Origin of the sequence: uncultured Polaribacter sp. (assembly GCF_947503875.1) — a bacterium.
Classification (GTDB): Bacteria; Bacteroidota; Bacteroidia; order Flavobacteriales; family Flavobacteriaceae; genus Polaribacter.
In genome coordinates this window covers 321935-344763 of record NZ_CANNFH010000002.1, presented here as the reverse complement: position 1 = coordinate 344763, position 22829 = coordinate 321935, and the positions used below count along the sequence as shown (strand labels likewise).

The window sequence follows — 22829 nt, the reverse complement described above, 5'->3', positions numbered from 1 at the left end:
AATAGAAACTCTTCTATTTTGTATCTTGTTAGCTTTTTAAACAAACTAACGCAATTTTACAATGAAAAATCTTTTTACACTTGTATTTTTACTAGTAACTACAGTACTCTTTTCTCAAGAGTTTTCTATGGATTTGGTTAAAAACATGAAACCCAGAAATATTGGTCCTGGTGGAATGTCTGGCCGTGTAACTTCTATAGATGTTGTAGAAAACAATCCAAATATAATGTATGTAGGTACTGCTTCTGGTGGTATTTGGAAATCTACTTCTGGTGGTGCAACTTGGCAACCAATTTTCGAAAAAGAATTAACAGCTTCTATTGGTGCAGTTGCCATTCAACAATCTAACCCAAGTGTAATTTGGGCAGGTACAGGAGAAGGAAATCCTAGAAATAGTTTAAATGGCGGATTTGGAATTTACAAATCTTTAGATGCTGGTAAAACGTGGCAAGCCATGGGTTTAGAAAAAACACGCCACATTCATAGAGTAATTATAGATCCAACAAATCCAAATATTGTGTACGTTGGCGCAATTGGCGCTCCTTGGGGAGAACACAAAGAGCGTGGTGTTTACAAAACTACAGATGGTGGTAAAACTTGGAAACAGATTTTATTTACCAATATTAGATCTGGTGCTGCAGATTTAATTATGGATCCTACCAACCCCAATAAAATAATTGCTGCCATGTGGGAACACAAACGCGATCCTTGGTTTTTTAAATCTGGTGGCGAAGGTTCTGGTTTATTCATAACTCATGATGGTGGTGAAAATTGGAAAAAAATCACCGATAAAGAGGGTTTCCCTAAAGGGGAATTGGGTAGAATTGGTGTGGCAATTGCACCTAGTGAACCCAATATAATTTACGCTTTGGTTGAAGCCCAAAAAAATGCACTTTATAAAAGTGAAGATGGTGGTTTTAAATGGAAAAAGATAAATGATAAACCAGGTATTGGAAATAGACCTTTTTACTATTCTGAAATCTACGTAGACCCACAAAATGAAAATAGATTATATACCGTTTTTACCTACGTAAACGTTTCACAAGATGGTGGTAAAAACTTTAAGCAATTAATGCCTGCTTATGGTGTAGACAATGGCGTTCACCCAGATCATCATGCATGGTGGATTCATCCAAAAAACGGTAAATTTATGATTGATGGTAATGATGGTGGATTAAATATTACCAAAGATGGTGGTAAATCTTGGCGATTTATTGGTAACATTCCTGTGGCACAATTTTATCACATTAATGTAGATAATGAATATCCTTATAACGTGTATGGTGGCATGCAAGATAATGGTTCTTGGCGAGGACCTGCTTATGTTTGGAAAGCACAAGGAATTAGAAATTCTTATTGGCAAGAAATTTCTTTTGGTGATGGTTTTGATGTGGTACCAGACAAAGATGATTCTAGATATGGTTGGTCTATGAGTCAGCAAGGTTCTGTGGTACGTTATGATTATAAAACAGGTAATAATTATTCTGTAAAACCAACACATAAAGATCCAAATATACAATTACGTTTTAATTGGAATGCTGCCATAAATATGGATCCTTTTGATAATAATACACTGTACTTTGGTAGCCAATTTGTACATAAATCTACAGACAAGGGTTTAACTTGGGAAGTTATTTCTCCAGATTTATCTACCAACAATCCAGAAAAATTAAAACAATCTGAAAGTGGTGGTTTAACAATGGATGCAACTGGTGCAGAAAACCATTGTACAATATTAGTGATTGAACCAACTCCTTTAGAAAAAGACGTTTTATGGGCTGCTACAGATGATGGACAAGTACACATCACCAAAAACGGAGGAACAACTTGGACAAACGTTGCAAAAAATTTAAAAGGTTTGCCAGAAAATAGTTGGATTACGCAAATTAAAGCATCCAACAAGAATAAAGGTGAAGCACTTTTAGTAGCTAATGATTATAGAAGATTTAAATACACACCTTATGCTTACAGAACCAAAAACTATGGTAAATCTTGGGAACGAATTGTAGATGCAGATGATGTACAATCTTATACATTAAGTATTATTGAAGATCCAGAAAATAAAAACTTATTATTTTTAGGAACTGATGATGGTTTGTATATTTCTGTTGATGCTGGAGAAAAATGGACAAAGTGGACAAATGGTTTTCCAACTGTTCCTGTAAAAGATTTGGTAATTCACCCAAGAGAACAAGATTTAATAATAGGTACTTTTGGACGTGCAGCTTGGGTTTTAGATGACATTAGACCTTTAAGAGCTATTGCAAACAAAAACGCTACTGATAAAAAAATACATTTATTTGAACCACCAACTGCTTATCAATCTGCATACCAACAACCAACAGGAAGTAGGTTTGGTGCAGATGCCATGTATCAAGGAGAAAACAGAAAAGGTGGTGCTATTATTTCTTATTTTGTTGAAGTTCCTAAAAAAGAGATGAAAGAAAATAGAGACAAGAAAAAAGAGAGGAATGTCATTTCGAGCGAAGTAGAGAAATCTAAATCTGCTAAAACTGATTCTATAAAACTAGAAATATTTGATGGTGCAAGACAAATTAGAACTTTAAAATTTAAAACACCAAAGGAAAGTGGAATTCACAAAACTACTTGGTATTTAAGAGAAAAAGGAGTGAATAGAGCTTCTAGAACTATTAGAAAATCTACTAGAGAGCCTTCTGGTGTAGAAGTAAAACCAGGAACTTATCGTTTAAAAATGACTTTTGGAAACGAGGTTTCAGAACAAAATATAAAAGTTGAATTCGATCCAAGATTAGAAATTTCTGAGGAAGCCATCAATCAAAAATACAAAGCAAGCAAAGAACTCGAAAAATATCAAGAACAAATTGCAAATGTTGTAAAACAACTAGTAGAAAGTAAAAATACAGCTACTACTATAAAAACAGATTTATCTAAAGAAGATAAAAAGATGTACAAAGAAGAAATTAAAAAATCTACAGAGATCATAAAAAAAGTAGATCGTTTAATTGCTAAGTTTTTAGGTTCTATAGATAAAAGACAAGGTATTACTAGAAATCCAGAAATTACGGTAAACCAACGTTTTGGACAAGCTAGTAGATATATTAGATCTCGTTTTGGAGAACAAACTAGTACAGAAACGGTTTTAATGAATCAATTTAAAGAAGAATTTAAAAAAGTTTTAAGTGAAACGAATACCTTTTTTAATAATGATTGGGTAAGCTATAAAGCTGCTGTAGAAAACATTAAAATTTCACCATTTAAAGAAACCAAAATATTTTCTACCAACTAACAACTTTTACTAACAAAATACTTTTTATTTGTTGCTTGAGTTTTTTATCATTAAAAACTCAAGCACAAATTTCTCCTGAAAACAAATTAGGAACTTGGTATATGTTTAATGCTACTCATAAACTCTCCAATTCTGTAAAATTAATTACAAATGCACATGTTAGGTATTTTGAGTTAGCATCTGAATATCAACAAGAAATATATAGGTTAGGTTTAAATTATACATTTAATAAAACTGTAAATCTAACTTTAGGTACTGTATATTCTATTACAGACAGCTCTTACAAAGAAAATTTACCAGATTTGTATGAATATCGTTTTTATCAAGATATAAATATAAACGATAAATGGGCTGGTTTTTTATTAAAACATAGAGTAAGATTAGCACAACGTTTTAGAAGGCAAAACTTTGAAAATAAAACAACGCACAGAATTAGGTATGGCTTGTTTTTAAGGTATCCTATTTCAAAAAAACTAACCACATATGCATTTAATGAAATTTTTATAAAGTTTGCAACAAAATCTTTTGGGCAAAATAGAACAGGCTTTGGTTTTATTCAAAAACTTAGCAAGCAACTAAAATTAAAACTGGGTTATATGCACACGTTATTTAGCAATACAAAATCTCATAGAGTGCAATTAGGAATTATTTTGAATACAAACCATATTAAACAAAAATAAATGAGCATCTCAGAAATCAATAATGACATTCCATTATTTGCCAATGACACTATTATTTTTGGTGTCCTTTGTGTAATATTAGCAGGCATATTTTACACTTCAAAATTAAAGTCTTTCCAAAAGTTTTACAAAATAGTACCAGCTTTATTGTTGTGTTATTTTATACCTTCTATTTTTAGTTCCTTGGGTTTAATCGCAGACAAATGGATAGATGTGGATGCAACAATTGCGCATCTAAATTCTTTATATGGAAACCTGGCAACTGATACTGATTTAAATACTTTAAAAGAATACATCGCTGCCAATAATATCAATAGTGATATCTATTCAAATTTTACAGGTGGTAGTAAATTGTACTATGTTTCCTCTCGATTTTTATTACCTGCTTCTTTGGTATTATTAACCTTAAGTATCGATTTAAAAGGTGTTTTTAAATTGGGCCCAAAAGCACTAATTATGTTTTTAACAGCCACAATTGGAGTGATGATTGGAGGGCCTTTAGCAATTTTATTTTTCAAATTTGTGGCTCCAGATATTTTAACCCAAGTAGAAGGTACAGAATTGTGGAAAGGATTGTCTACGGTTGCAGGAAGTTGGATTGGTGGTGGAGCGAATCAACTGGCAATGAAAGAACAGTGGGAAGTTTCTGACAGTCTTTTTAGCATTATGGCTGTTGTAGACGTTTTAGTAGCCGAAGTTTGGATGGCGTTTTTACTCATTGGAGTAGCAAAATCTGATGCTATCGATCGTTGGTTTAAAGCCGATAATTCATCGATAACTACGCTTAAAAATAAGATGGAAAAATTTACATTAGAAACAGCTAGAGTTCCATCTTTTAATGATTTAATCATTTTATTAGGAATCGCATTTGGTGTAACTTCAATTGGACATATAATTGGAGATAATTTAGGAAGTTATATTGCGAATAATGTTCCGTTTCTAGTAGATTTTGGTTTAGGTAGTTCTTTTTTCTGGCTGATAATTTCTGCAACAACCATTGGTATTTTCTTATCATTTACAAAAGCAAAAAATTACGAAGGAGCTGGAGCAAGCAAAATTGGGACCGTTTTTATTTATATTTTGGTAGCCTCTATTGGTATGAAAATGAATTTAAACGCCATTGTAGAAAATATTAGTCTTTTCGCTATCGGTTTTGTTTGGATGATTATACATGTTGGTCTATTATTCTTAGTTGCAAAAATAATAAAGGCACCTTACTTCTTTTTAGCTGTTGGATCAAAAGCAAATATAGGTGGAGCAGCCTCTGCACCTGTTGTCGCTGGTGCTTTTCACCCATCCTTAGCTCCTGTAGGTGTTTTATTAGCAGTATTAGGTTATGCCTTGGGTACTTATGGTGCTTTCTTTTGTGCTTTAATGATGAAATGGGTTAGTTAATTTATAATTATCATCCACTTTTTTAAATAAAAATCAGCATATTTGTAATCATAAAAAGCAAAAAATCAATGAGAAAAATAATAGCAATTTATTTGATATTAATGCTTGCAGCCTGTTCTTCTAAAAAGGAAGGAAACATGATTGTGCAAGGAAATATTAAAGGATTAAAAAAAGGAACTTTGTACCTTCAGAAAATGAAGGATACTTTATTAATTTCTGTAGATTCTGTAAAAGTTTTTGGTGCTGGTGCTTTTAAATTAACAGATAATGTAGAATCTCCTGTGATTTATTATTTAACTTTTGATGGCAATACAACAGACAAAAGAATTTTGTTTTTTGGAAATAAAGGTACCATTACTATAAATGATAATATTGAGGTTTTTGGTATTGCTCCTGAAATTACAGGTTCTGAAAATCAAACAATATTTAATAATTTCTTAAAAATAAATAATGGTTTTAACAACCAAAATCTAGAGTTTATAAAACAAGATTTTGAAGCTAAAAAATCACAAAATGTAAACTTACAAGAACAAATTCGAAAAGACTACAATAGAATGGTTAGAAGAAGATATCTGTTTACTACTAATTTTGCTCTTGCTAATTCAGACTCTGATGTAGCGCCTTATTTAGCCTTAACAGAATTGTACAACGCTAACATTAAACTATTAGATACCATAAACAAATCTTTAACACCAAAAGTGAAAGCATCTGATTATGGAAAACGTTTGGATAAGTTTATAGAAGAAATTAAATCTAAAGAAAAATAATATTTTAAACCGAGTTTTTTACTCGGTTTTTTTATGATTTGTTTAAGAAGTAAAATTCTTATTTTTGTATCAAACTATCACGTTATGAAATATTTAACTCCTGAAATTGAGGCTTTATCTAAACAATTTGAAATTACAAAATCTTTGGCAAGAACCAATGTATCTTGTGGTATTTTTCAAGATTGTGATTATACAGAAGAAAGACCAAAAATTTACATCCCTAAAGACAAAAATTAATTTTTAAATTTTAAAAATTTAGCCTTTACATTTATTAAATTTCTAGTTTCTAGGGTTAATGTTTTGTCTAGAATATCTTCAGAAACTTCACTATTTACTGTGTTATAAAAATTGGTAACCAATACAGCATCTGCACCAACAGCTTTTGCCTTTTCTGTAATAAGTTGATTATAATCTACAGATTCTCCAAAAAACCTTCCTCTTTCTGCATCTGTAAAAGTTAAAAAGCCCATTACAGTATATTCAAAATCTATATCTTCTTCTTTAAATACTAAACTTATATTTTCTGTAGGCGCATAATAATTGCCAACATAGTTTAATGGAGGGTTAGGAACTAACAAAGTTGCGCAATTAGAGAATAATAAAATACAAAAAAGTAAGAATACATTAATTTGTTTAGCAGACATAATTTTTGGTTTTAAATAACATACCAAAATTAATGCCATAATTTTATTTTACTTTAAGACTCCATTGAAAACTAAATTTAGAAACCACTACTCCATCTTGGTTTTTTCCTTCGGCTATTAGCACAATCTCCTGGCCTTCTTTTGTTTGTTTAGATTTTTGAATTGCATTTGTAATTTCTTTACCACTAGAACAGGTAAAAAAAATGGTACCTGTTGCTTTTTTATAAAAATTAGCTTCTTGATGTGTAACCAACATAGAAACTTTTAGTTTAGAAACTTCAATAGCTTGCATTACCAAAACTGCAGTACTCATTTCTGCAGCCATACCTTGTGCCGCCCAAAACATACTTTTAAACGGATTTTGATTCATCCATCTGTGTTTAATTTTTACAATGGCAGCCGTTTCTGTAATGGTTTTTATACGCATTCCACTTAAAAAACCAAGTGGTAACTTTAACAACATAAACCAATTTACTTTACTTGGCGTAATCTTCATAATCCTTTTATTTGAGGGTAATTTACCAATTTTAAAACAATTGACACATAAAAAACAAATGTTAACAAAACGTTAATTACAGTACTATGTATTGCATAATACCTTTTTTAAGATATATATTTGCATAAGAAAGTATTATACATTTAGACAAATGAATAGAAATAACGAAAATACGAATGCATTTTTAATACATATTTCTGCTTTTGCAGGTTTTATGTTTCCTTTTGGGCACATTATTACACCATTAATAGCGTGGCAATCTTTAAAAGACAGAAGTACATTTTTAGATGAACAAGGTAAAGAAGCTGTAAACTTCAATATTAGCTATACTCTTTATACGTTTATTTTAGCATTAAGTTTTGTTCCTTTTGCATTTGGCACATTCTTTAAAGAATTTAGACACGCTAATAACTTTAATTTCAACATCAACTTCAACTCAGAAAACCTATTTCAGATTATAAGTTTAGGTAGTTTAACAAGTTTGTTATACATAGTTAGTGTTGTATTGGTAATAATTGCTGCTATAAAAGCTAGAGATGGTGAAAATTATAAATACCCTTTTACCATAAAATTTATAAAATAAACACACCTCATTTTTTTCTTAAAAAAGAAAAATAAACACATAAACCGTATTCAATGAAAATAGAAAACACAAAGGCACAAATGCGAAAAGGTGTTTTGGAATATTGCATCTTATCTATCCTTAAAAAAGGAGATGCCTACACTTCTGAAATACTTTCTACCTTAAAAAATGCAGAAATGATTGTGGTAGAAGGCACCATTTACCCCTTACTAACCCGTTTAAAAAATGCAGGCTTACTTAGTTACAGGTGGGAAGAATCTACATCTGGACCACCAAGAAAGTACTATGTTTTAACCGAAAACGGAGGTCTTTTTTTAAAAGAATTAGACAAAACATGGAGTAATTTATTAAACGCAGTAAACCAAGTAATTAGCACAAAATCAACTACAGATGAATAAAACAGTAAACATAAATTTAGGTGGATTTTTCTTCCATATAGATGAAGTTGCATATCAAAAACTAAAAAGATACTTAGCATCTATTTCAAATTCTTTAAGTGAAGATTCCGCAGGTAAAAATGAGATTATTGCAGATATAGAGGCTAGAATTAGTGAGCTTTTATCAGAAAAAATTACAGATGCAAGACAGGTTGTAAATGAAAGTGATATAGAAGATATTATTGCAATTATGGGACAGCCTGAGGATTATGCTGATGCAGAAGAAGGTTATTCTGATGCCAGTTATTCTTACCAAAGAAGCACCAATACTGGTAAAAAACTTTTTAGAGACGGTGAAGATAAATTTTTAGGTGGTGTTGCATCTGGTATTGCACATTATTTTAATATTGATACCATTTGGATTCGTTTAGGGATGTTAGCACTATTTTTTAGCGCAGGTGTTGGCGTACTTATTTATATAATTTTTTGGATATTATTACCAGAAGCTAAAACTACTGCAGAAAAATTGCAAATGGAAGGCGAGCCTGTAAATATTGATAATATTGAACGTAAAATAAGAGAGGAATTGAAAAGTACTTCAGAAAATTTTAAAGATTTTGCTAACAATGCCTCTGAGAAAATTAAAAAAGGAGCGAATGAATTTTCCGAAAAAATGGCTTCAAATTTTCCAGTAAAGGCAAAAAAAAATAACGGGTTGCAAGATTTTTTAGATACTATTGGTAAAATATTTCTAGTATTGTTTAAATTCATAGGTAAATTTATAGGAATTATTCTAGTTTTTGTAGCTGCTGCCGTTATTTTATCTCTTATTGTTGGAGGGTTTTCCGTAGGAAGTTTTGAAATTTTAAATATTAATGGAGAGTTTATAAATTACCCTGACTTTTTACATGATGCTACTTTACCAAAATGGTTATTAACCTTAGCCTTATTTATTTTAGTGGGTATTCCTTTTATTATCCTGTTTGTTCTTGGGCTGCGCATTTTATCTAGTAATGTAAAACAACTTACAAAAACAACATCGCTTAGTTTATTGGGTATCTGGTTAGTCGCTTTAATAATAATGGCGTTTACAGGTGTAGAATTTGGCACGAAACACGCAAAAAATGGAAAATTTGTTGAAAAAACAGATTTAAATGTTAGTCCAAAAGACACTTTAACTGTAAAAATTGTAAATGACGATTTACTCTTTTACCAAGAAAATGTAAGAAGAAGGTATGGTAAAGAACGCATAGAAGTAAATGGAGAGACCATAACTTACAGTAATGATGTGAATTTAAATATTAAAAAAAGTATAACAAATAATGCATATGCTGTAATTCAAAAAAAATCTAACGGCCGTAGTAGAATTGATGCGAATAATTCTGCTGAAAAAATTAGATACGACTATAAAATAAACGAAAATGAACTTATTTTAAATGCCTTTTTCTTATCAAATATTGGAAATATTTATAAAGATGAACAAGTAACAATTACAGTTTATCTGCCAGAAGCAACCAACATTTACTTAGATGAATCTGTCAAATACTTTTTAAATGATGTAAAAAACTCAACCAAAATGTATAAAAGAGATATGGCAACACATTATTTTATAATGACCAATCAAAAATTAAAATGCACAGATTGTAGTATTAAAAATGAAAAAGAAGAATTAAAAAAGGTTTAAAATTAGTAATTAATACAGTTGGTCTTTAAATAGTAACAACTGGGAATACCTTTTTTTATAGAATGATTTAATATTAAGAAATTTGTTACAGCAATTAAAAAACCAAACTCATGATAAATAAGGCCATTAAAACAGTAACAATTTTATTCTTTATTACAATGCTTACAGCTTGCAATGCAGAAATGTTTAACGCAGTAAACGGCAATAGAAATGTAATTACAAAAGAAAGACGAGTAAATGAAAAATTTACTGCTATAAAAGTAAGCGCGGGAATAGAGGTTTATCTCAGTCAAGAATCTAAAACAATAATTAGTTTAGAAGCAGATGAAAACTTGCACGATTTAATTATTACAAGTGTAGAAGACGGTATTTTAAAAATTTATTCAGAAAAAAGTATTTGGAGCGCCAAAGCAAAAAAAGTATTTGTTGCAATGCCAGAATTAGATAATGTAAAAGCCACTAGTGGAAGTGCTGTTTTTACCGAAAGTACGCTAAAAACAGAACAAATTTCTATTTACGCCACAAGTGGTGCAGAAATACAAATGGATTTAGATGCGCATAGCATTATTACTAAATCTACTAGTGGAGCAAGTATTAAAATTTCAGGAGCAACTATAAGACATAACGCAAAAGCAACTAGCGGTGCTTCTATAAATGCTTATAAACTAAAAAGCGATAGCGTAAGCGCAAAAGCTACAAGTGGTGCTAGTATAAATATTTATGCAAACAATAAAATTGAAGCTAGTGCAACCAGTGGTGGTGATATAGATTTTAAAGGAAACCCTACAGACGTAAGCAAGAGCACGAACTCTGGAGGTAGTATTTCAAAAAAATAAAATTATTTAAAAGTTAAAATCTGCTATTAAAGTATACTAAATACTTTAATAGCAGATCTTTATAAGGTAAAACTATTTTAAAACATACTACTTATATTACCACTGTATTATGTTTAAGCTTTTCATCTTCAATTAAATCTGAAATAGCATTCCAAAGATCAATTCTTTTTTCTAAAGACTGTTTGGCCACGTTTAAAGTTTCTGTCCATTTTTCATTATCATCTTTACACAATTCACTCACCATTTCTAAAGACAATGGTCCATGTTCATCACCATCTAACTCAATGTGTCTTTCTAAATAATAATTAATTTTTTTGTATTGTTTGTTTTCAGTATCTGAACTTTTCAAAATTTCAATAAACATATCTGGTATAACGTCTTCTCTACCAAAAGTAAAAGCAGATGCTACTAAATGCGGTTTGTTAGATGCAATTATTGAAAAGGTGAATTTCACGAAATCTGCTATTCTTTGGTCTACAGCAACTTCATTTAAACAATATGAAACTGAGTGCCCTTGTTGAATTAATTTTATAAAATTATTTATTGGCTTTACGTCTCCATTAACCTCTAACATGGCATCTAAATACATTTCAAAATGACTTCTAGGTACTCCTAGCTCATTGATATCACTCTCTTCTCCATGTACTATTTCATTTATAAACCTTGCCAGCTTTGCATTTTTAGACGGAGTCCAAGGAGTTGATACTGTAGTTAGTTGTGCTTGTAAACTTTTTAAAAGCGACATAAAATCCCACACCGCAAATACATGGTTTTCCATAAAAATTTTAATGTCCTTTACATTCTGTAAATTTCTATAAAGTTTATGATTTTTCAATTCATTTCTTAACCCTGAAATCTCATATTCTATCTGCTCTATTTTATTCATTTAACACCATTTTTTAATTAAGTATACAAAACAAAGTTACCGCTAAAAGCTGATATTTTTTCTAAGTTGTAATAAATATAATAGATACTGAAATAAGTAAAATTTCTAGTAAACAGAAATTAGAATATTTTTTTAGTTCTCTATAAATTACAACAATAAATTTTTACCATAAAAACGATGTTAATCTTCAGACTAACTAAAATAGAAATGGTTTAAAAAATGTGTTTAACTACGTTTTAAAATTTTTAAAAACAAATCCCTAGAAATTTCTTTAGCACCTAAACTTGCTAAATGTGAGTTGTATATTTGACAATCTATCAATTGGTAATTTTTATGTTGTGCTAAATGAATAAAGGCTAATTTAGAGGCGTTTGCCACTTTACTAAACATACTTTCTCCACAAAAAACTCCATTAATTTCTAAACCATATAAACCACCAACTAAATTATCTCCTTGCCAAACTTCAATAGATTTTACAACTCCAATATTATGTAAATTAATATAGGCTTCTTCCATAGCATTAGTAATCCAAGTGCCTAAACCATCTTTTCTATTTATAGTTTTGCAATTGTATATTACAGCCTCAAAAGCCTTATTTTCTGTTATTAAAAATTCCTTTTTACGAATTACTTTGCGCATACTTTTTGAGATTTTTATTTCATCAGGAAATAAAACCATCCTTTCTCTAGGACAATACCAAACAATTGGTTCTCCTTCTGAAAACCAAGGAAAAATTCCATTTTTGTAGGCAAAAACTAAACGCTTGGCAGACAAATCTCCGCCTAAAGCAATAACCCCATCTTTGGTAGTAAATTTATAGTCTGGAAAAGCAATTTTATCTGTAAGCCACATGTAAATTAAAAGTATTTGAGTATGCTAAATTACAAACTTATTAAAATATAGTTAATGTAATTTTAATATGGTTCTACTAAAATAAAAGTTGTTATTTTTGTACTTCTTATTTATAAGGTTATTACCATCTATGAAAATAAAGAAACCCAAAATAAAAAGAATTAAAACTAAAACAGAGCGTGCAAAACTAATGCACAGTTATTATTCTAGAACAGGTTTTTACATTTTTATTTGGGAAAGTTTAAAAAAGGCTTTTATACCAGTTGTTGTTATTGTTACTGCCTTGTTTTTAATTAACAACTACGTTTATAATATTAATGATGGTTTAGAGCGTATTACAGAAACTTTTTCTAGAATAGGTATTTTCTCTTTCTTTTTCGCCTCTGAAACTCTTTTAGGTTTAGTACCGCCAGAAATTTTTATTGCCTGGACAAAAAAAACACCTGAACCAGTTTTAAACCTTGCTATTTTAGCAACCCTTTCTTACTCTGGTGGCCTAATCTCTTATTTTATTGGCAAAACAGCCTTAAAAATTAAATCGGTTAAAGTTTATTTAGAAGTAAAAATGGAGAAACATTTAAAAAACACTTCTAAATGGGGAGGTTTTTTAATAATTGTTGGTGCATTACTACCTGTGCCTTTTTCTATTACCTGTGTTGCTGCTGGTATGATTAAATATTCCTTTAAAAATGTAGTGCTTTTTGGTCTGTTTAGGTTTTTACGATTTGCAATTTATGCCTGGGCAATTTTTAAAGTAGTAGATTAATAAATTAACTTACATTTGCAAAATGGGACTTACAAACAACGACATTTTTAAGAAATTACGTGTAGCGCATAAACTAAGAGATACAGATATTATAGACATTTGTGCTCTAGTAGATTTTAAAGTTACTAAAGGCGAATTAGGTGCTATTTTCAGAAAAGAAGATCATCCCAAATACATAGAATGTGGAGATCAATTTTTGCGCAATTTCTTAAACGGTTTGGTTATTCATTTGCGCGGACCAATGCCCGAAAAGAAAAAGTAATTTTTTGTCTTAAATTAACTAGTTTACGGTAAATTTTGAAACTTGCCCAATGGCTTTTGCTCCAAAATTATCGGTTACATTTATTTGCCAAGAATACGTTTTGCCAGATACTACTGTAACGCCAAAATTAGGCTCTGTAGAAGCTTCTTCTAAAAGATTTAGTGCATTTCCTTCTCCAAAAAAGACTTCGTAAGTTAGCGTATCTGTAGTATTAATATCTGAAGCATTCCAAGTTAAATCTAACATACCAGCATCTACTGAAGTATTATGAGCTGGAAATACTAGTTCTGCCATAAATGGCGCATAATTTACAGTAGGATCTCCTTTGGTAAAAAAGGCAAAGGTATCTGAAAAGGTACCTTGGTTATTAACCCCATCTAAAGCAGTTACTTGCCAATAAAAAGCGGTATTTTTTTCTAAAATAATACTAATTTGAGAGTTACTTATTGTTCTATTTTCTACAATATCTGTTAACTGCCTATCTTTAGCTATTATAATATTATACTCAATTTCATCTTGCTCTGGATCTACAGCATCATTCCAATTAAAGGTAATGTTATTATCTATACAAAGTAAATCTTTACTAGGAAATACCAATGTAAAATTACGTGGTGGTTCATTTTTGGGTGCACTCTTAGCGCATTGCATTGTTAATTGAAAGAAACAAAAAACAAAAAATAGTGTTAGTATTTTTCTCATTGCTTTATAATTTTAATAGGGTTATTAGCTATTGACAATTTTAAAATATACAATCCTTTAGAGAAATCTTGAAAAGGAATGGACATTGTATTGTTATTTGTAGAAATCCATCTATTTAAAATCAACTTTCCTTTTACATCAAAAATAGTTGCTTTTACTCTATTATTATCTAGCTCTAAAGGCAGTAATAAATCAATAGAATTTACTACCGGATTTTTTAACAAAACTACAGTTTCTATAGATGTTTTAAAAGAACCCTCACATGCTTTAGCAGACTTTACTTCTAATTTACCTCCTACCCTAGGTGTAAACTCAAAAGTTTTTTCGCTAGTAGTTAAAAGTAGCTTTTCATTCAGAAAAACGCTAAAAGGAGCAGTTCCACTTTCCATACTTATTTTATACTTTTTCTCATTGGTAACTTCCGTTTTTAAAGCAATGGTATTAGATGCTACAATTTCTATCTCAAAACACTGGGTAAAATCCAATTCTTTTGTAGTTACACAAACCCTGTAAAAACCTGGCAATAAATTAGAAAATGAAGTACTTGATAAGTTAGTTACATCTCCCCGTAAATCTGTATTATCACCAGAAATTACTACAGTATAATTAAAAGCTTCTTTTACAAATTTTACAGTTATTTCTCCATCTCCTTCATTTACGCAAGTTTCTGAAGCCGTACTTACAGAAACATTATTAGGGTCTATTGTTGGCTCTGTAACTGTAATTGAATAATCTTCAGTTTCTCCCCATTCTGTAAGATGATCTATGTCACAAGGTCCATCACCAAAACCATCTGTAGGATCATCATACTCAATAATAACACGCATTGTGGTTTTACCCATTTTTGCATCTGCAGGTACTCTAATATTAAAGGTTGTTGTTGCAATATCATCAGTTTCTGTTCCTAAAGCATAGCGTTCTGTATCTTTATCAAAAACGTAATCTTGATTCCAATCTATAAATACGTAACAATGGTCTTGAAAGCCTGCCGTATCAAATGTAACAGATATTTCGTACGCTATGTCTCTAAACACATCTGTATTAATACTCGTAAAATCTTCATAACCGTCTATTAGGTCATTGCTAGAGTTGTTATTAATGGTATTAAAAGTAACATTAGAGATAAATTCAGAACCACCAGCTTCATCTGTAAAAGTAGATGGGCAATAAGAAGGTCTTTCTGTTATGAAACTAAAAACATTGGAAAAATCGCCTTCATTACAGGTGTTTTTTGCTTTAACTCGCCAAAAATAAGTGGTTTCTCCTCGTAAATTAGAAAGTGGTAAAAAAGTCTCAGAAACTTCTTCTTCTAAAATAATGTTTGTAAAAGAACGATCTGCTGCTACTTGCACATCATAAACAAATGCATTTACATCTGCTTGCCAAGTTAAAACATCTGTTAATAAGACATCTTGTAATGCATTAGTAGGACTTAAAAGCTGTACAGGATTTAAATTAGATGCTGTTATGCTAAAATTAATTTCTAAATTTTGATTAACAGTGGTAGAACTTCCTAAAACATTTATAATATAATCTCCTGCAGCAACATTATCTGTATTAGTAATTGTCATAACAGTATTGCCATCTGCACTTAAACTGACAGGATTAAAACTAACTTGAGAACCTGCAGGATTTCCTGTGGCGGATAGTGTAACTGTTTCTGTAAAATTATTTATAAAATCTAAATTTAAAGTATATGCTGTAGTTGCATTTCCTGAGTTACAAGCTGCTAAATTTCCTGAAGTATTGCTTAAAATAAAACTAGGTGCTGTAGATCTAATAGTAAAATTTGTACTATTTATGTTATAAAAAATATTATCTGCTGCTTCTATTAATATTCTGGCTGATGTAGTAATATTATTGGGTATGTTTATTATTTCTGTACCATCATTTGGTGTGTTTTCTTTCAATAGAAAAGGAAATGTTAATCCACCATCTGTGGATAATCTAATATTTACTGTTTTGCAATTTATTGGCGCTATATCAGAAGTACCTTTACTCCAAGTTACGGTTTCTGTTGCTCCTGCATCCCAAATTTCCGCTGTTGTTTGCGAGGTAACCTCAAAAGGGATAGCATCTACTACAGAAACTAAAATATTATCTCTAGAGGTTGCACCGCCATTAATGTCATTATCTCTTACCAAAAGAGAAAAATTTAAGCTTCGTTCTACATCTGGTAACACTTCCCAGGTACTAGTTTCATTAGCGACTACATTAGAGAATTCTGGGAAATATCTTTTTGGATCTGTTTTAGAAGGCAAAGAACGAAACATTGGCCCTACAGAATTAGTAGATTGTGGAGGCATTAGGCCAATTTCGATATCTACTTGTTCCCAGTTATAAGTTAAAGCACTTAAACCATCTGCATCTGTTGCTGTTGCTGTTAGCACAAAAGGCGTAGATTTTGGAATACTTACATCTAACCCAGCATTTGCCACTGGTGCGCTATTGCCATTTGCAGTTAAAGTTGCACAGCTTCCAGAAGACTGAATAATATTTTGTATTTGAGAGATGCTAAATGCATGAAAATAATCATCACTTTGCCCTTGTACATTTGGACTACAAATACCTGCATAACCCATTATTGTAGAACCACTACCTGCTTCTACTGCTGAAATTTGCGTTCTTTGACAATCGTTGTTTTGTGTGTGCGTAGCTCCAAATTGGTGACCAAATTCGTGTGCTACAAAATCTATATCATAAGGATCTCCAATAGGAGCACTTCTACCAGTAACACCTTTTGCTTTTTGGTTAGATAAGCACACTACACCTAAACCTGCCAAACCATCTCCTGCAACACTAAAAATATGTCCAATATCGTAATTTGCATCACCTATTGCTGTGTCAATTATAAGCTGCGCTTCATCTAACATTGCATTAGGATCTCCATCTGTAATATTATCTGTATCTGCATCTAAAAAAATAATTTTATCATTATCATCTACAAATTGCATGGTTACCGCCAAATCTTTTTCAAAAATACCATTTACTCTAGTCATAGATGTATTCATGGCAGATAAAACAGCCGCTTTTTTAACACTTTCTGTTGCAGAAGCTGCAATACCTTGATTGTTTAAATGAAACTGTGCATACTCTCCACTACATGTAATTGCTAAACGATAGGTTCTTAAATTACCATCACTTACAACTTTAGAACTAAAACTAGGCAATTCTTGATTTTTAGCAAAACCCTCTACTTCGCACTTAAAAACTTCATCTTCACTTTTTAAATCGGAAGTTTTATAAACAATAAAGTCTTTATTATTTTTAGTGTACGGATCTATATAAACGGTTTTACCATTAGATGAAAATATAACAGCATGAAAGCCATCTGTACCTACACTTATTTTAGCAAACGCTGTTGGGTTTTCTATACTCTTTGCTGTATAAGATTTAATCTTTGGAAATTTTGCTACTAATTTATTGGAGAAATTAGAAGTTTCTTTTATTACGAATGTTTCTAAAATTCCACTTCCATTTGGTAATTGTATTGTTTTAGTTTTTCCTTTAAGTTGGTTTTCTAAAACCTTAACATTTAAACTATAAATTCTATATTTTTCAGGAAAGTTCTTAAACGTTTTTAGAGGTTTCTTTTGCAAGAAATAGGTTTCTATGTCCTTTTTTTGCCACAAATCTTGGGCATTTATTTGAATAAACCCTAAGGTAAAAAATAAACTAAATAGAAAATAAAATTGTTTGTAATTCATGAATAACAATTTAAAAGTATAACACTACCAAATATAAGTAATTAATTATCTTTGTAGTCCGAAATATGAGCAAAACAGTACATTTAAAAGACCTTAAAGTTAAAGATTATAAAGAAACATGGGATTACCAAACCGATTTGTTACAAGAAACGGTAACTATTAAAGTTGATAATCGTAGAAATAATCTGAAACAAAATACAAAAAACTACTTCTTATTTGTAGAGCATCCGCATGTTTATACTTTAGGTAAAAGTGGCGATTTGGCTCACCTACTTTTAAATGAAAAGCAACTTGCGGAAAAAGGAGCTACTTTTTACAAAATTAACAGAGGAGGAGATATTACCTATCATGGGCCAGGACAAATTGTTGGCTATCCTATTCTAGATTTAGAAAACTTTTTTACAGACATACATAAATATTTACGTTTACTAGAAGAAACCATTATTTTAACCATAGCAGAATACGGTTTAAAAGGTGAAAGAAGTGAAGGTGAATCTGGTGTTTGGCTAGATGTTGGAACGCCTTTTGCTAGAAAAATTTGTGCTATGGGAATACGTTCTTCACGTTGGGTAACAATGCATGGTTTTGCACTAAATGTAAATACCAATTTAGGCTATTTTGATCATATTATTCCGTGCGGAATTAGAGGAAAAGCAGTGGCTTCTATGGAAGCAGAATTGGGTAGAAAATTAGATTTAGAAGAAGTAAAAACTAAAATATTAAAGCATTTTAAGGCTCTTTTTGAAGTGAAAGAGTTTGTTGGATAGTTTTTGGTTTTTGGTTTTTGGTTTTTGGTAAGAATTTTGAAAAATATTTTTGATTACAATACGCACCCAAATAAACTTATAAACTCTTTTTCAACTTTTCCAACTTTTAAACTTTTAAACTTTTAAACTTTTAACTAACAAAACTACTTCTCTTCATTAAAATACACTTTATAATACTTCATTTTCTTTTCTTCATCATATCCTCTTTCTAAATATTCTGAAGCAGCTTCTGGAGCGTCTACATCTAATTTTATATTAATGTTGGTATCTAGTTTTATTTCTGTTTTTAGTTTGCTTTTTTCTTTCTTTAAAACTACTCCAGAAACATCAAAATTGTTTCGAATTAAAACGTCATTTAAGTTCTCGAAATGTTTTTTATAATCGTCAAACAACTCTTTGTGCTTGTCTTCTGCAAAAACTTCGTCTTTAAAATCGTGATAATCTACAGCCTCGTGTTCTTTAAAATAATCTACTGTATTTGCTAAGAAATTACCTTGCTCTTGCATACCCATTTCTGGCTTAATTACTTCTTCTGAGAATTCTTTACACATTTCTAAATAACTCTGTGTATGCGAATTGTAATCGTCTGCTAGTTTTACAGATAAAAAGTTGTTAATCCAATATTGAGCATCGTAATTGTTGTTATCTACAGAAAAAACTACAGTACCTTCTGTGTCTGCTGTATTTAAAATTAAACAACCTTTGTCTATTTTTTTTGTTGAAATTCCTTTTTGTACCACAACATCCCAACTTTCATTATCATCTAAATAAGTTTGAAAGAAATCTACTTTATTTTCTATTTTAAAGAAACCTACAGCTTCTGTTAGTACGTCTTTATATTCTATACCTTCTATAAAAACTACCAAAACATCACCAGTTTTTATTTGTGCAGAGTTGGATTGTTCATACAAATGATTCACCATATTTTTAGAGAATTCTACAAAGGTAGTTTCGTCTTTAAAAATTTCTGTGGCATAATTGTTCATTTCATTTAAACGCACATCTGCATGATGTGAAAAACGATAACTTTGGGTAAGTGAACCAAAGGGTTTTAGTAAAAAAGACTTCATTAAATCGTAACTTTCTTGATCGAAACGAATTAAATCTTCTGAAAAAACATTGGTACCGCTATTAAATTTATTGGCAACTTTATGTAAAATACATTTTGTAATTTCTGCTCTTGTCTTTTTAATCATTTTTCTAAAATTTGAAATGTAAAAATAGTTGAACTTTTTAAATTAAAGAGCATTAAATAGCGGAGTTTTCTAAAATTTGGCAAACAAGTTTAGCCGTGATTGAAATGGCATCCTTTTTATGCTTCACTTAATGCAGTATCTGTTTTAACAAATAACTTACTCTTTTTAAAATTAAAAGATGCTGAAATAAATTCAGCATAAAAAGATATAATGGAAAGCGCGATTGGCTTCTAATACAAATAAGGAAACTACAAATTTAACTTTGTTTGCTCTGGCAATAGCTTAAATGTTTTTCTGTGGTAATTTGTTGCGCCAAATGTTCTTATTGCATTTCTGTGTTCTTTGGTTGGGTAACCTTTGTTTTTTGCCCAATTATACATGGGGAATTCTTTATGAATCCCTTCCATATATTGGTCTCTATAGGTTTTTGCTAAAACAGATGCTGCTGCAATGCTCACATATTTTGCGTCTCCTTTTACAATGGTTTCATGCGGAATTGCATTATAATTATTGAATTTATTACCGTCTACAATTATAAATTCTGGTGTAATTTTAAGGGCATCTATGGCACGATGCATGCCTGTAATAGAGGCTTGCAAGACGTTAATTTTATCTACCTCTGCTTGCCAAACAAAAGAAACACCAAAAGCCACAGCTTCTTTTTCTATTATTGGTTTTAGTAAATTTCTTTTCTTTTCTGAAATTTGTTTGGAATCGTTTAACAAAGGATGCGAAAAGTTTTCTGGTAAAATTACAGCAGCAGCCACAACTGGGCCAGACAAACAACCTCTACCAGCTTCATCTGTACCTGCCTCTAAAGCAAAACCACTGTAATTTAATTTTAACATATTGCAAAGAAAAGATTTTTTTTGGTGTTGTGTTGATTTGTGTTTTAAAATCATTTAAAAATAATAATTATCCCAATAATTATTAACTTATATTTTCGTTTTATTATTTTACATTTGTGACGCTATTTTTACACCATGAATAAAAAAGTAATTTTCTTTCTATTTTTTCAATTTATTGTTTCGTTTGCTATTTTTTCGCAAAGAAATGTAGAGAATAGAGACGATGAAAATATAAATAATAATGTAAATATAATTGGCAAAAATGCTGGTAATGTAAATGTTACTTTATCTGGCAAAACAAAATATACAGATTATAAGGTGTTTTCTCATAAAAGAGATACTACTTATATAGACACCACTTTAAGCATACAAAAAGAATATAAATTTAATTATTTACGTAAAGATTTATTTGAGTTTTTAGAGTTTCACAACCAAGGGCAACAGCTTAACAATTTAGCCTATGGCTTTAATAATACTGCTAGGCTGCCAGACATTGGTTTTACTGCAAAACAACCTAGTTATGTAGATATTGAGGACATAAAATATTACGAAGTACCAACAACTACTACAGAAATATTATACAGAACTGGTTTGCAACAAGGGCAAGTTTTAGATGCACTATTTACTACTAATTTTTCTAAAAGATTTAATGTATCGCTTTCTTACAAAGGCTTACGTTCTTTAGGCGCTTACAGGCAAGCTTTGGTTAGTAATGGTAATTTTAGAGGTACGTTTAGGTACAGCACAAAAAACGGACAGTATCAAATAAGAGGGCATTTGACTTCTCAAGATTTTTTTCATCAAGAAAGTGGTGGTTTAACAGAAGAATCTTTAGCAAATTTTATTGCTGATGATGCTGATTTTACAAATAGAGCACGTTTAGACGTAAACTTAAACAATGCAGAAAGTCAGTTTGATTCTAACAGAACTTATATTGAGCATAGCTATAAGCTTTTAGCCAGTAAAGACACCATAAATAACACCGATTTTAGCAATCTTAAAATTGGGCATATTTTTACTGATGAAACTAAAAACTTTGAGTTTACACAAAGTAGTTTAACACCCGCTATTTTTGGAGAGGCAAGCTCTTCTAATCCAAAAAATAGCATTGCAGAAAGTAAAATTACCAACAACGAATTAAATATAGAGTTTAACTCTAAATACGTTTTAGGTAAATTTAAAGCCAAAACAAATATTACCAGTTATACTTATGGTTATGATACTATTTTAAATAGTAACAGCGCCATAAATAAAATTAAAATTGAAGGAAACGCCATTTCTTTTGGTGCAGATTGGAATGCAAGAATTAAAAACTTTAAACTTAATGCAGATGCTAGCATAACTCCTGGGAATGGTAGACTTGCTGGTAATTATATTAAAGGAGAAGCTATTTTAGAAAAGGATAGTGTTTACAGTTTAAAGGGAACTTTGTTGTTAAATTCTAAATCGCCAAACTTTAATACCATTTTACACCAAAGTGAATATGATGCTTTTAACTGGCAAAACGAATCGTTTAGCAATGTAAATACTACAGATTTAGGTTTCGATTTAAAATCTAAATGGATAAATGCTTCTTTAAATTTTACCAATATAGATAATTACACTTATTTTAATGCAGACAGCCAGCCTGATCAGTTTGAAAACCAGATTGTGTATTTAAAAGTAAAAGCCAATAGAGAATTTAGGCTGGGTAAATTTGCATTAGACAATACTGTTATGTACCAAAATGTAAGCAGTGGTAGTAGTGTGTTTAGAGTGCCCGATTTTGTTACGAGAAACACTTTTTATTACACAGATTATTGGTTTAAAGGCAAACCAATGTTAGTAAATATGGGCGTTACTTTTAAGTATTTTACAACCTATAATGCAAATGCCTTTAACCCTTTAATTGCAGAATTTACGTTGCAAAATGAAGAAGAAATTGGTTTTCCCACTTTTGATGTGTTTTTTAATGCACAAGTGCGAAGAACGCGTTTGTATTTAAAGGTAGATAATGTAACTTCTGATTTTACTGAAAAGAATTATTTTTCTGCACCAAATTATCCGTTTAGAGATTTTACTGTTCGTTTTGGTTTGGTTTGGAACTGGTTTATTTAATACCTAATCCTTATCCCAT

The 22829-nt window shown here is 30.6% G+C and carries 21 protein-coding genes; 13 read left to right on the top strand and 8 right to left on the bottom strand.

The annotated features are described in order from the left end of the window. The first annotated feature begins 61 nt into the window (after positions 1-61). From Q0684_RS03855 to Q0684_RS03835, 5 genes are all read left to right on the top strand, one after another. On the top strand, positions 62-3268 hold the full coding sequence (locus tag Q0684_RS03855; protein ID WP_299012724.1) for a hypothetical protein: 3207 nt from the start codon (positions 62-64) through the stop codon (positions 3266-3268). A 35-nt stretch (positions 3269-3303) separates the two neighbouring features. Further along, positions 3304-3948 carry a DUF2490 domain-containing protein gene (locus Q0684_RS03850; RefSeq protein ID WP_299012723.1) on the top strand — a complete coding sequence of 215 codons (645 nt, stop codon included), beginning with the start codon at positions 3304-3306 and terminating at the stop codon, positions 3946-3948. Beyond that, positions 3949-5343 carry a DUF819 family protein gene (locus Q0684_RS03845; protein WP_299012722.1) on the top strand — a complete coding sequence of 465 codons (1395 nt, stop codon included), beginning with the start codon at positions 3949-3951 and terminating at the stop codon, positions 5341-5343. It begins immediately after the preceding gene. A 68-nt stretch (positions 5344-5411) separates the two neighbouring features. Next, positions 5412-6110: a DUF4369 domain-containing protein gene (locus tag Q0684_RS03840; RefSeq protein ID WP_299012721.1), complete on the top strand. Its 699-nt coding sequence runs from the start codon at positions 5412-5414 to the stop codon at positions 6108-6110. 84 nt (positions 6111-6194) lie between these two features. Then, complete coding sequence (locus Q0684_RS03835; RefSeq protein ID WP_299012720.1) at positions 6195-6347, top strand: hypothetical protein; 153 nt, start codon at positions 6195-6197, stop codon at positions 6345-6347. On the opposite strand, the gene Q0684_RS03830 is transcribed toward Q0684_RS03835, so the two are convergent. Both Q0684_RS03830 and Q0684_RS03825 read right to left on the bottom strand, forming a co-directional pair. Continuing rightward, the gene (locus Q0684_RS03830) at positions 6344-6754 is read right to left on the bottom strand and encodes a hypothetical protein (protein ID WP_299012719.1); all 411 of its coding nucleotides are present in this window, start codon (positions 6752-6754) and stop codon (positions 6344-6346) included. The genes Q0684_RS03835 and Q0684_RS03830 overlap by 4 nt on opposite strands. Before the next feature lie 43 nt (positions 6755-6797). Further along, complete coding sequence (locus Q0684_RS03825; RefSeq protein WP_299012718.1) at positions 6798-7250, bottom strand: DUF4442 domain-containing protein; 453 nt, start codon at positions 7248-7250, stop codon at positions 6798-6800. Positions 7251-7401: 151 nt separating this feature from the next. Here Q0684_RS03825 and Q0684_RS03820 point away from each other — a divergent pair, with 151 nt between their 5' ends. The 4 genes from Q0684_RS03820 (at position 7402) to Q0684_RS03805 (ending at position 10730) form a co-directional block, all read left to right on the top strand. Further along, positions 7402-7833, top strand: a complete 432-nt coding sequence (locus Q0684_RS03820) for a DUF4870 domain-containing protein (RefSeq protein ID WP_299012717.1) — start codon at positions 7402-7404, stop codon at positions 7831-7833. Between the two features lie 53 nt (positions 7834-7886). Then, positions 7887-8231, top strand: a complete 345-nt coding sequence (locus tag Q0684_RS03815) for a PadR family transcriptional regulator (protein WP_299012716.1) — start codon at positions 7887-7889, stop codon at positions 8229-8231. Next, complete coding sequence (locus Q0684_RS03810; protein WP_299012715.1) at positions 8224-9894, top strand: PspC domain-containing protein; 1671 nt, start codon at positions 8224-8226, stop codon at positions 9892-9894. Before Q0684_RS03815 ends, Q0684_RS03810 begins: the two co-directional genes overlap by 8 nt. Before the next feature lie 110 nt (positions 9895-10004). Then, positions 10005-10730, top strand: coding sequence for a head GIN domain-containing protein (locus tag Q0684_RS03805; protein ID WP_299012714.1), 726 nt, complete (start codon positions 10005-10007; stop codon positions 10728-10730). Between the two features lie 91 nt (positions 10731-10821). On the opposite strand, the gene Q0684_RS03800 is transcribed toward Q0684_RS03805, so the two are convergent. Then, entirely contained in the window at positions 10822-11616 is a 795-nt protein-coding gene (locus Q0684_RS03800; protein WP_299012713.1) for a DUF3050 domain-containing protein, read from the bottom strand. Between the two features lie 225 nt (positions 11617-11841). Next, entirely contained in the window at positions 11842-12468 is a 627-nt protein-coding gene (aat, locus tag Q0684_RS03795) for a leucyl/phenylalanyl-tRNA--protein transferase (protein WP_299012712.1), read from the bottom strand. Between the two features lie 130 nt (positions 12469-12598). Here aat and Q0684_RS03790 point away from each other — a divergent pair, with 130 nt between their 5' ends. Together Q0684_RS03790 and Q0684_RS03785 are read left to right on the top strand one after the other, a co-directional pair. Beyond that, entirely contained in the window at positions 12599-13234 is a 636-nt protein-coding gene (locus Q0684_RS03790) for a VTT domain-containing protein (protein ID WP_299012711.1), read from the top strand. A gap of 22 nt (positions 13235-13256) precedes the next feature. Then, the gene (locus Q0684_RS03785; RefSeq protein ID WP_299012710.1) at positions 13257-13496 is read left to right on the top strand and encodes a DUF1456 family protein; all 240 of its coding nucleotides are present in this window, start codon (positions 13257-13259) and stop codon (positions 13494-13496) included. Between the two features lie 18 nt (positions 13497-13514). On the opposite strand, the gene Q0684_RS03780 is transcribed toward Q0684_RS03785, so the two are convergent. Continuing rightward, complete coding sequence (locus Q0684_RS03780) at positions 13515-14195, bottom strand: hypothetical protein (protein WP_299012709.1); 681 nt, start codon at positions 14193-14195, stop codon at positions 13515-13517. Next, complete coding sequence (locus tag Q0684_RS03775) at positions 14192-17902, bottom strand: reprolysin-like metallopeptidase (protein WP_299012708.1); 3711 nt, start codon at positions 17900-17902, stop codon at positions 14192-14194. Before Q0684_RS03775 ends, Q0684_RS03780 begins: the two co-directional genes overlap by 4 nt. Before the next feature lie 65 nt (positions 17903-17967). Here Q0684_RS03775 and lipB point away from each other — a divergent pair, with 65 nt between their 5' ends. Further along, positions 17968-18669: a lipoyl(octanoyl) transferase LipB gene (lipB, locus tag Q0684_RS03770; protein ID WP_299012707.1), complete on the top strand. Its 702-nt coding sequence runs from the start codon at positions 17968-17970 to the stop codon at positions 18667-18669. Between the two features lie 143 nt (positions 18670-18812). Here lipB and Q0684_RS03765 read toward each other — a convergent pair whose 3' ends face one another. Continuing rightward, positions 18813-19865 (bottom strand): nucleoid-associated protein, encoded by a 1053-nt coding sequence (locus tag Q0684_RS03765; protein WP_299012706.1) that lies wholly within the window; start codon positions 19863-19865, stop codon positions 18813-18815. A gap of 248 nt (positions 19866-20113) precedes the next feature. Further along, complete coding sequence (locus tag Q0684_RS03760; RefSeq protein ID WP_299012705.1) at positions 20114-20713, bottom strand: ribonuclease HII; 600 nt, start codon at positions 20711-20713, stop codon at positions 20114-20116. 135 nt (positions 20714-20848) lie between these two features. Between Q0684_RS03760 and Q0684_RS03755 the strand changes: the two genes are divergently transcribed. Beyond that, positions 20849-22810, top strand: coding sequence for a putative porin (locus Q0684_RS03755; RefSeq protein ID WP_299012704.1), 1962 nt, complete (start codon positions 20849-20851; stop codon positions 22808-22810). Positions 22811-22829: the final 19 nt, after the last annotated feature.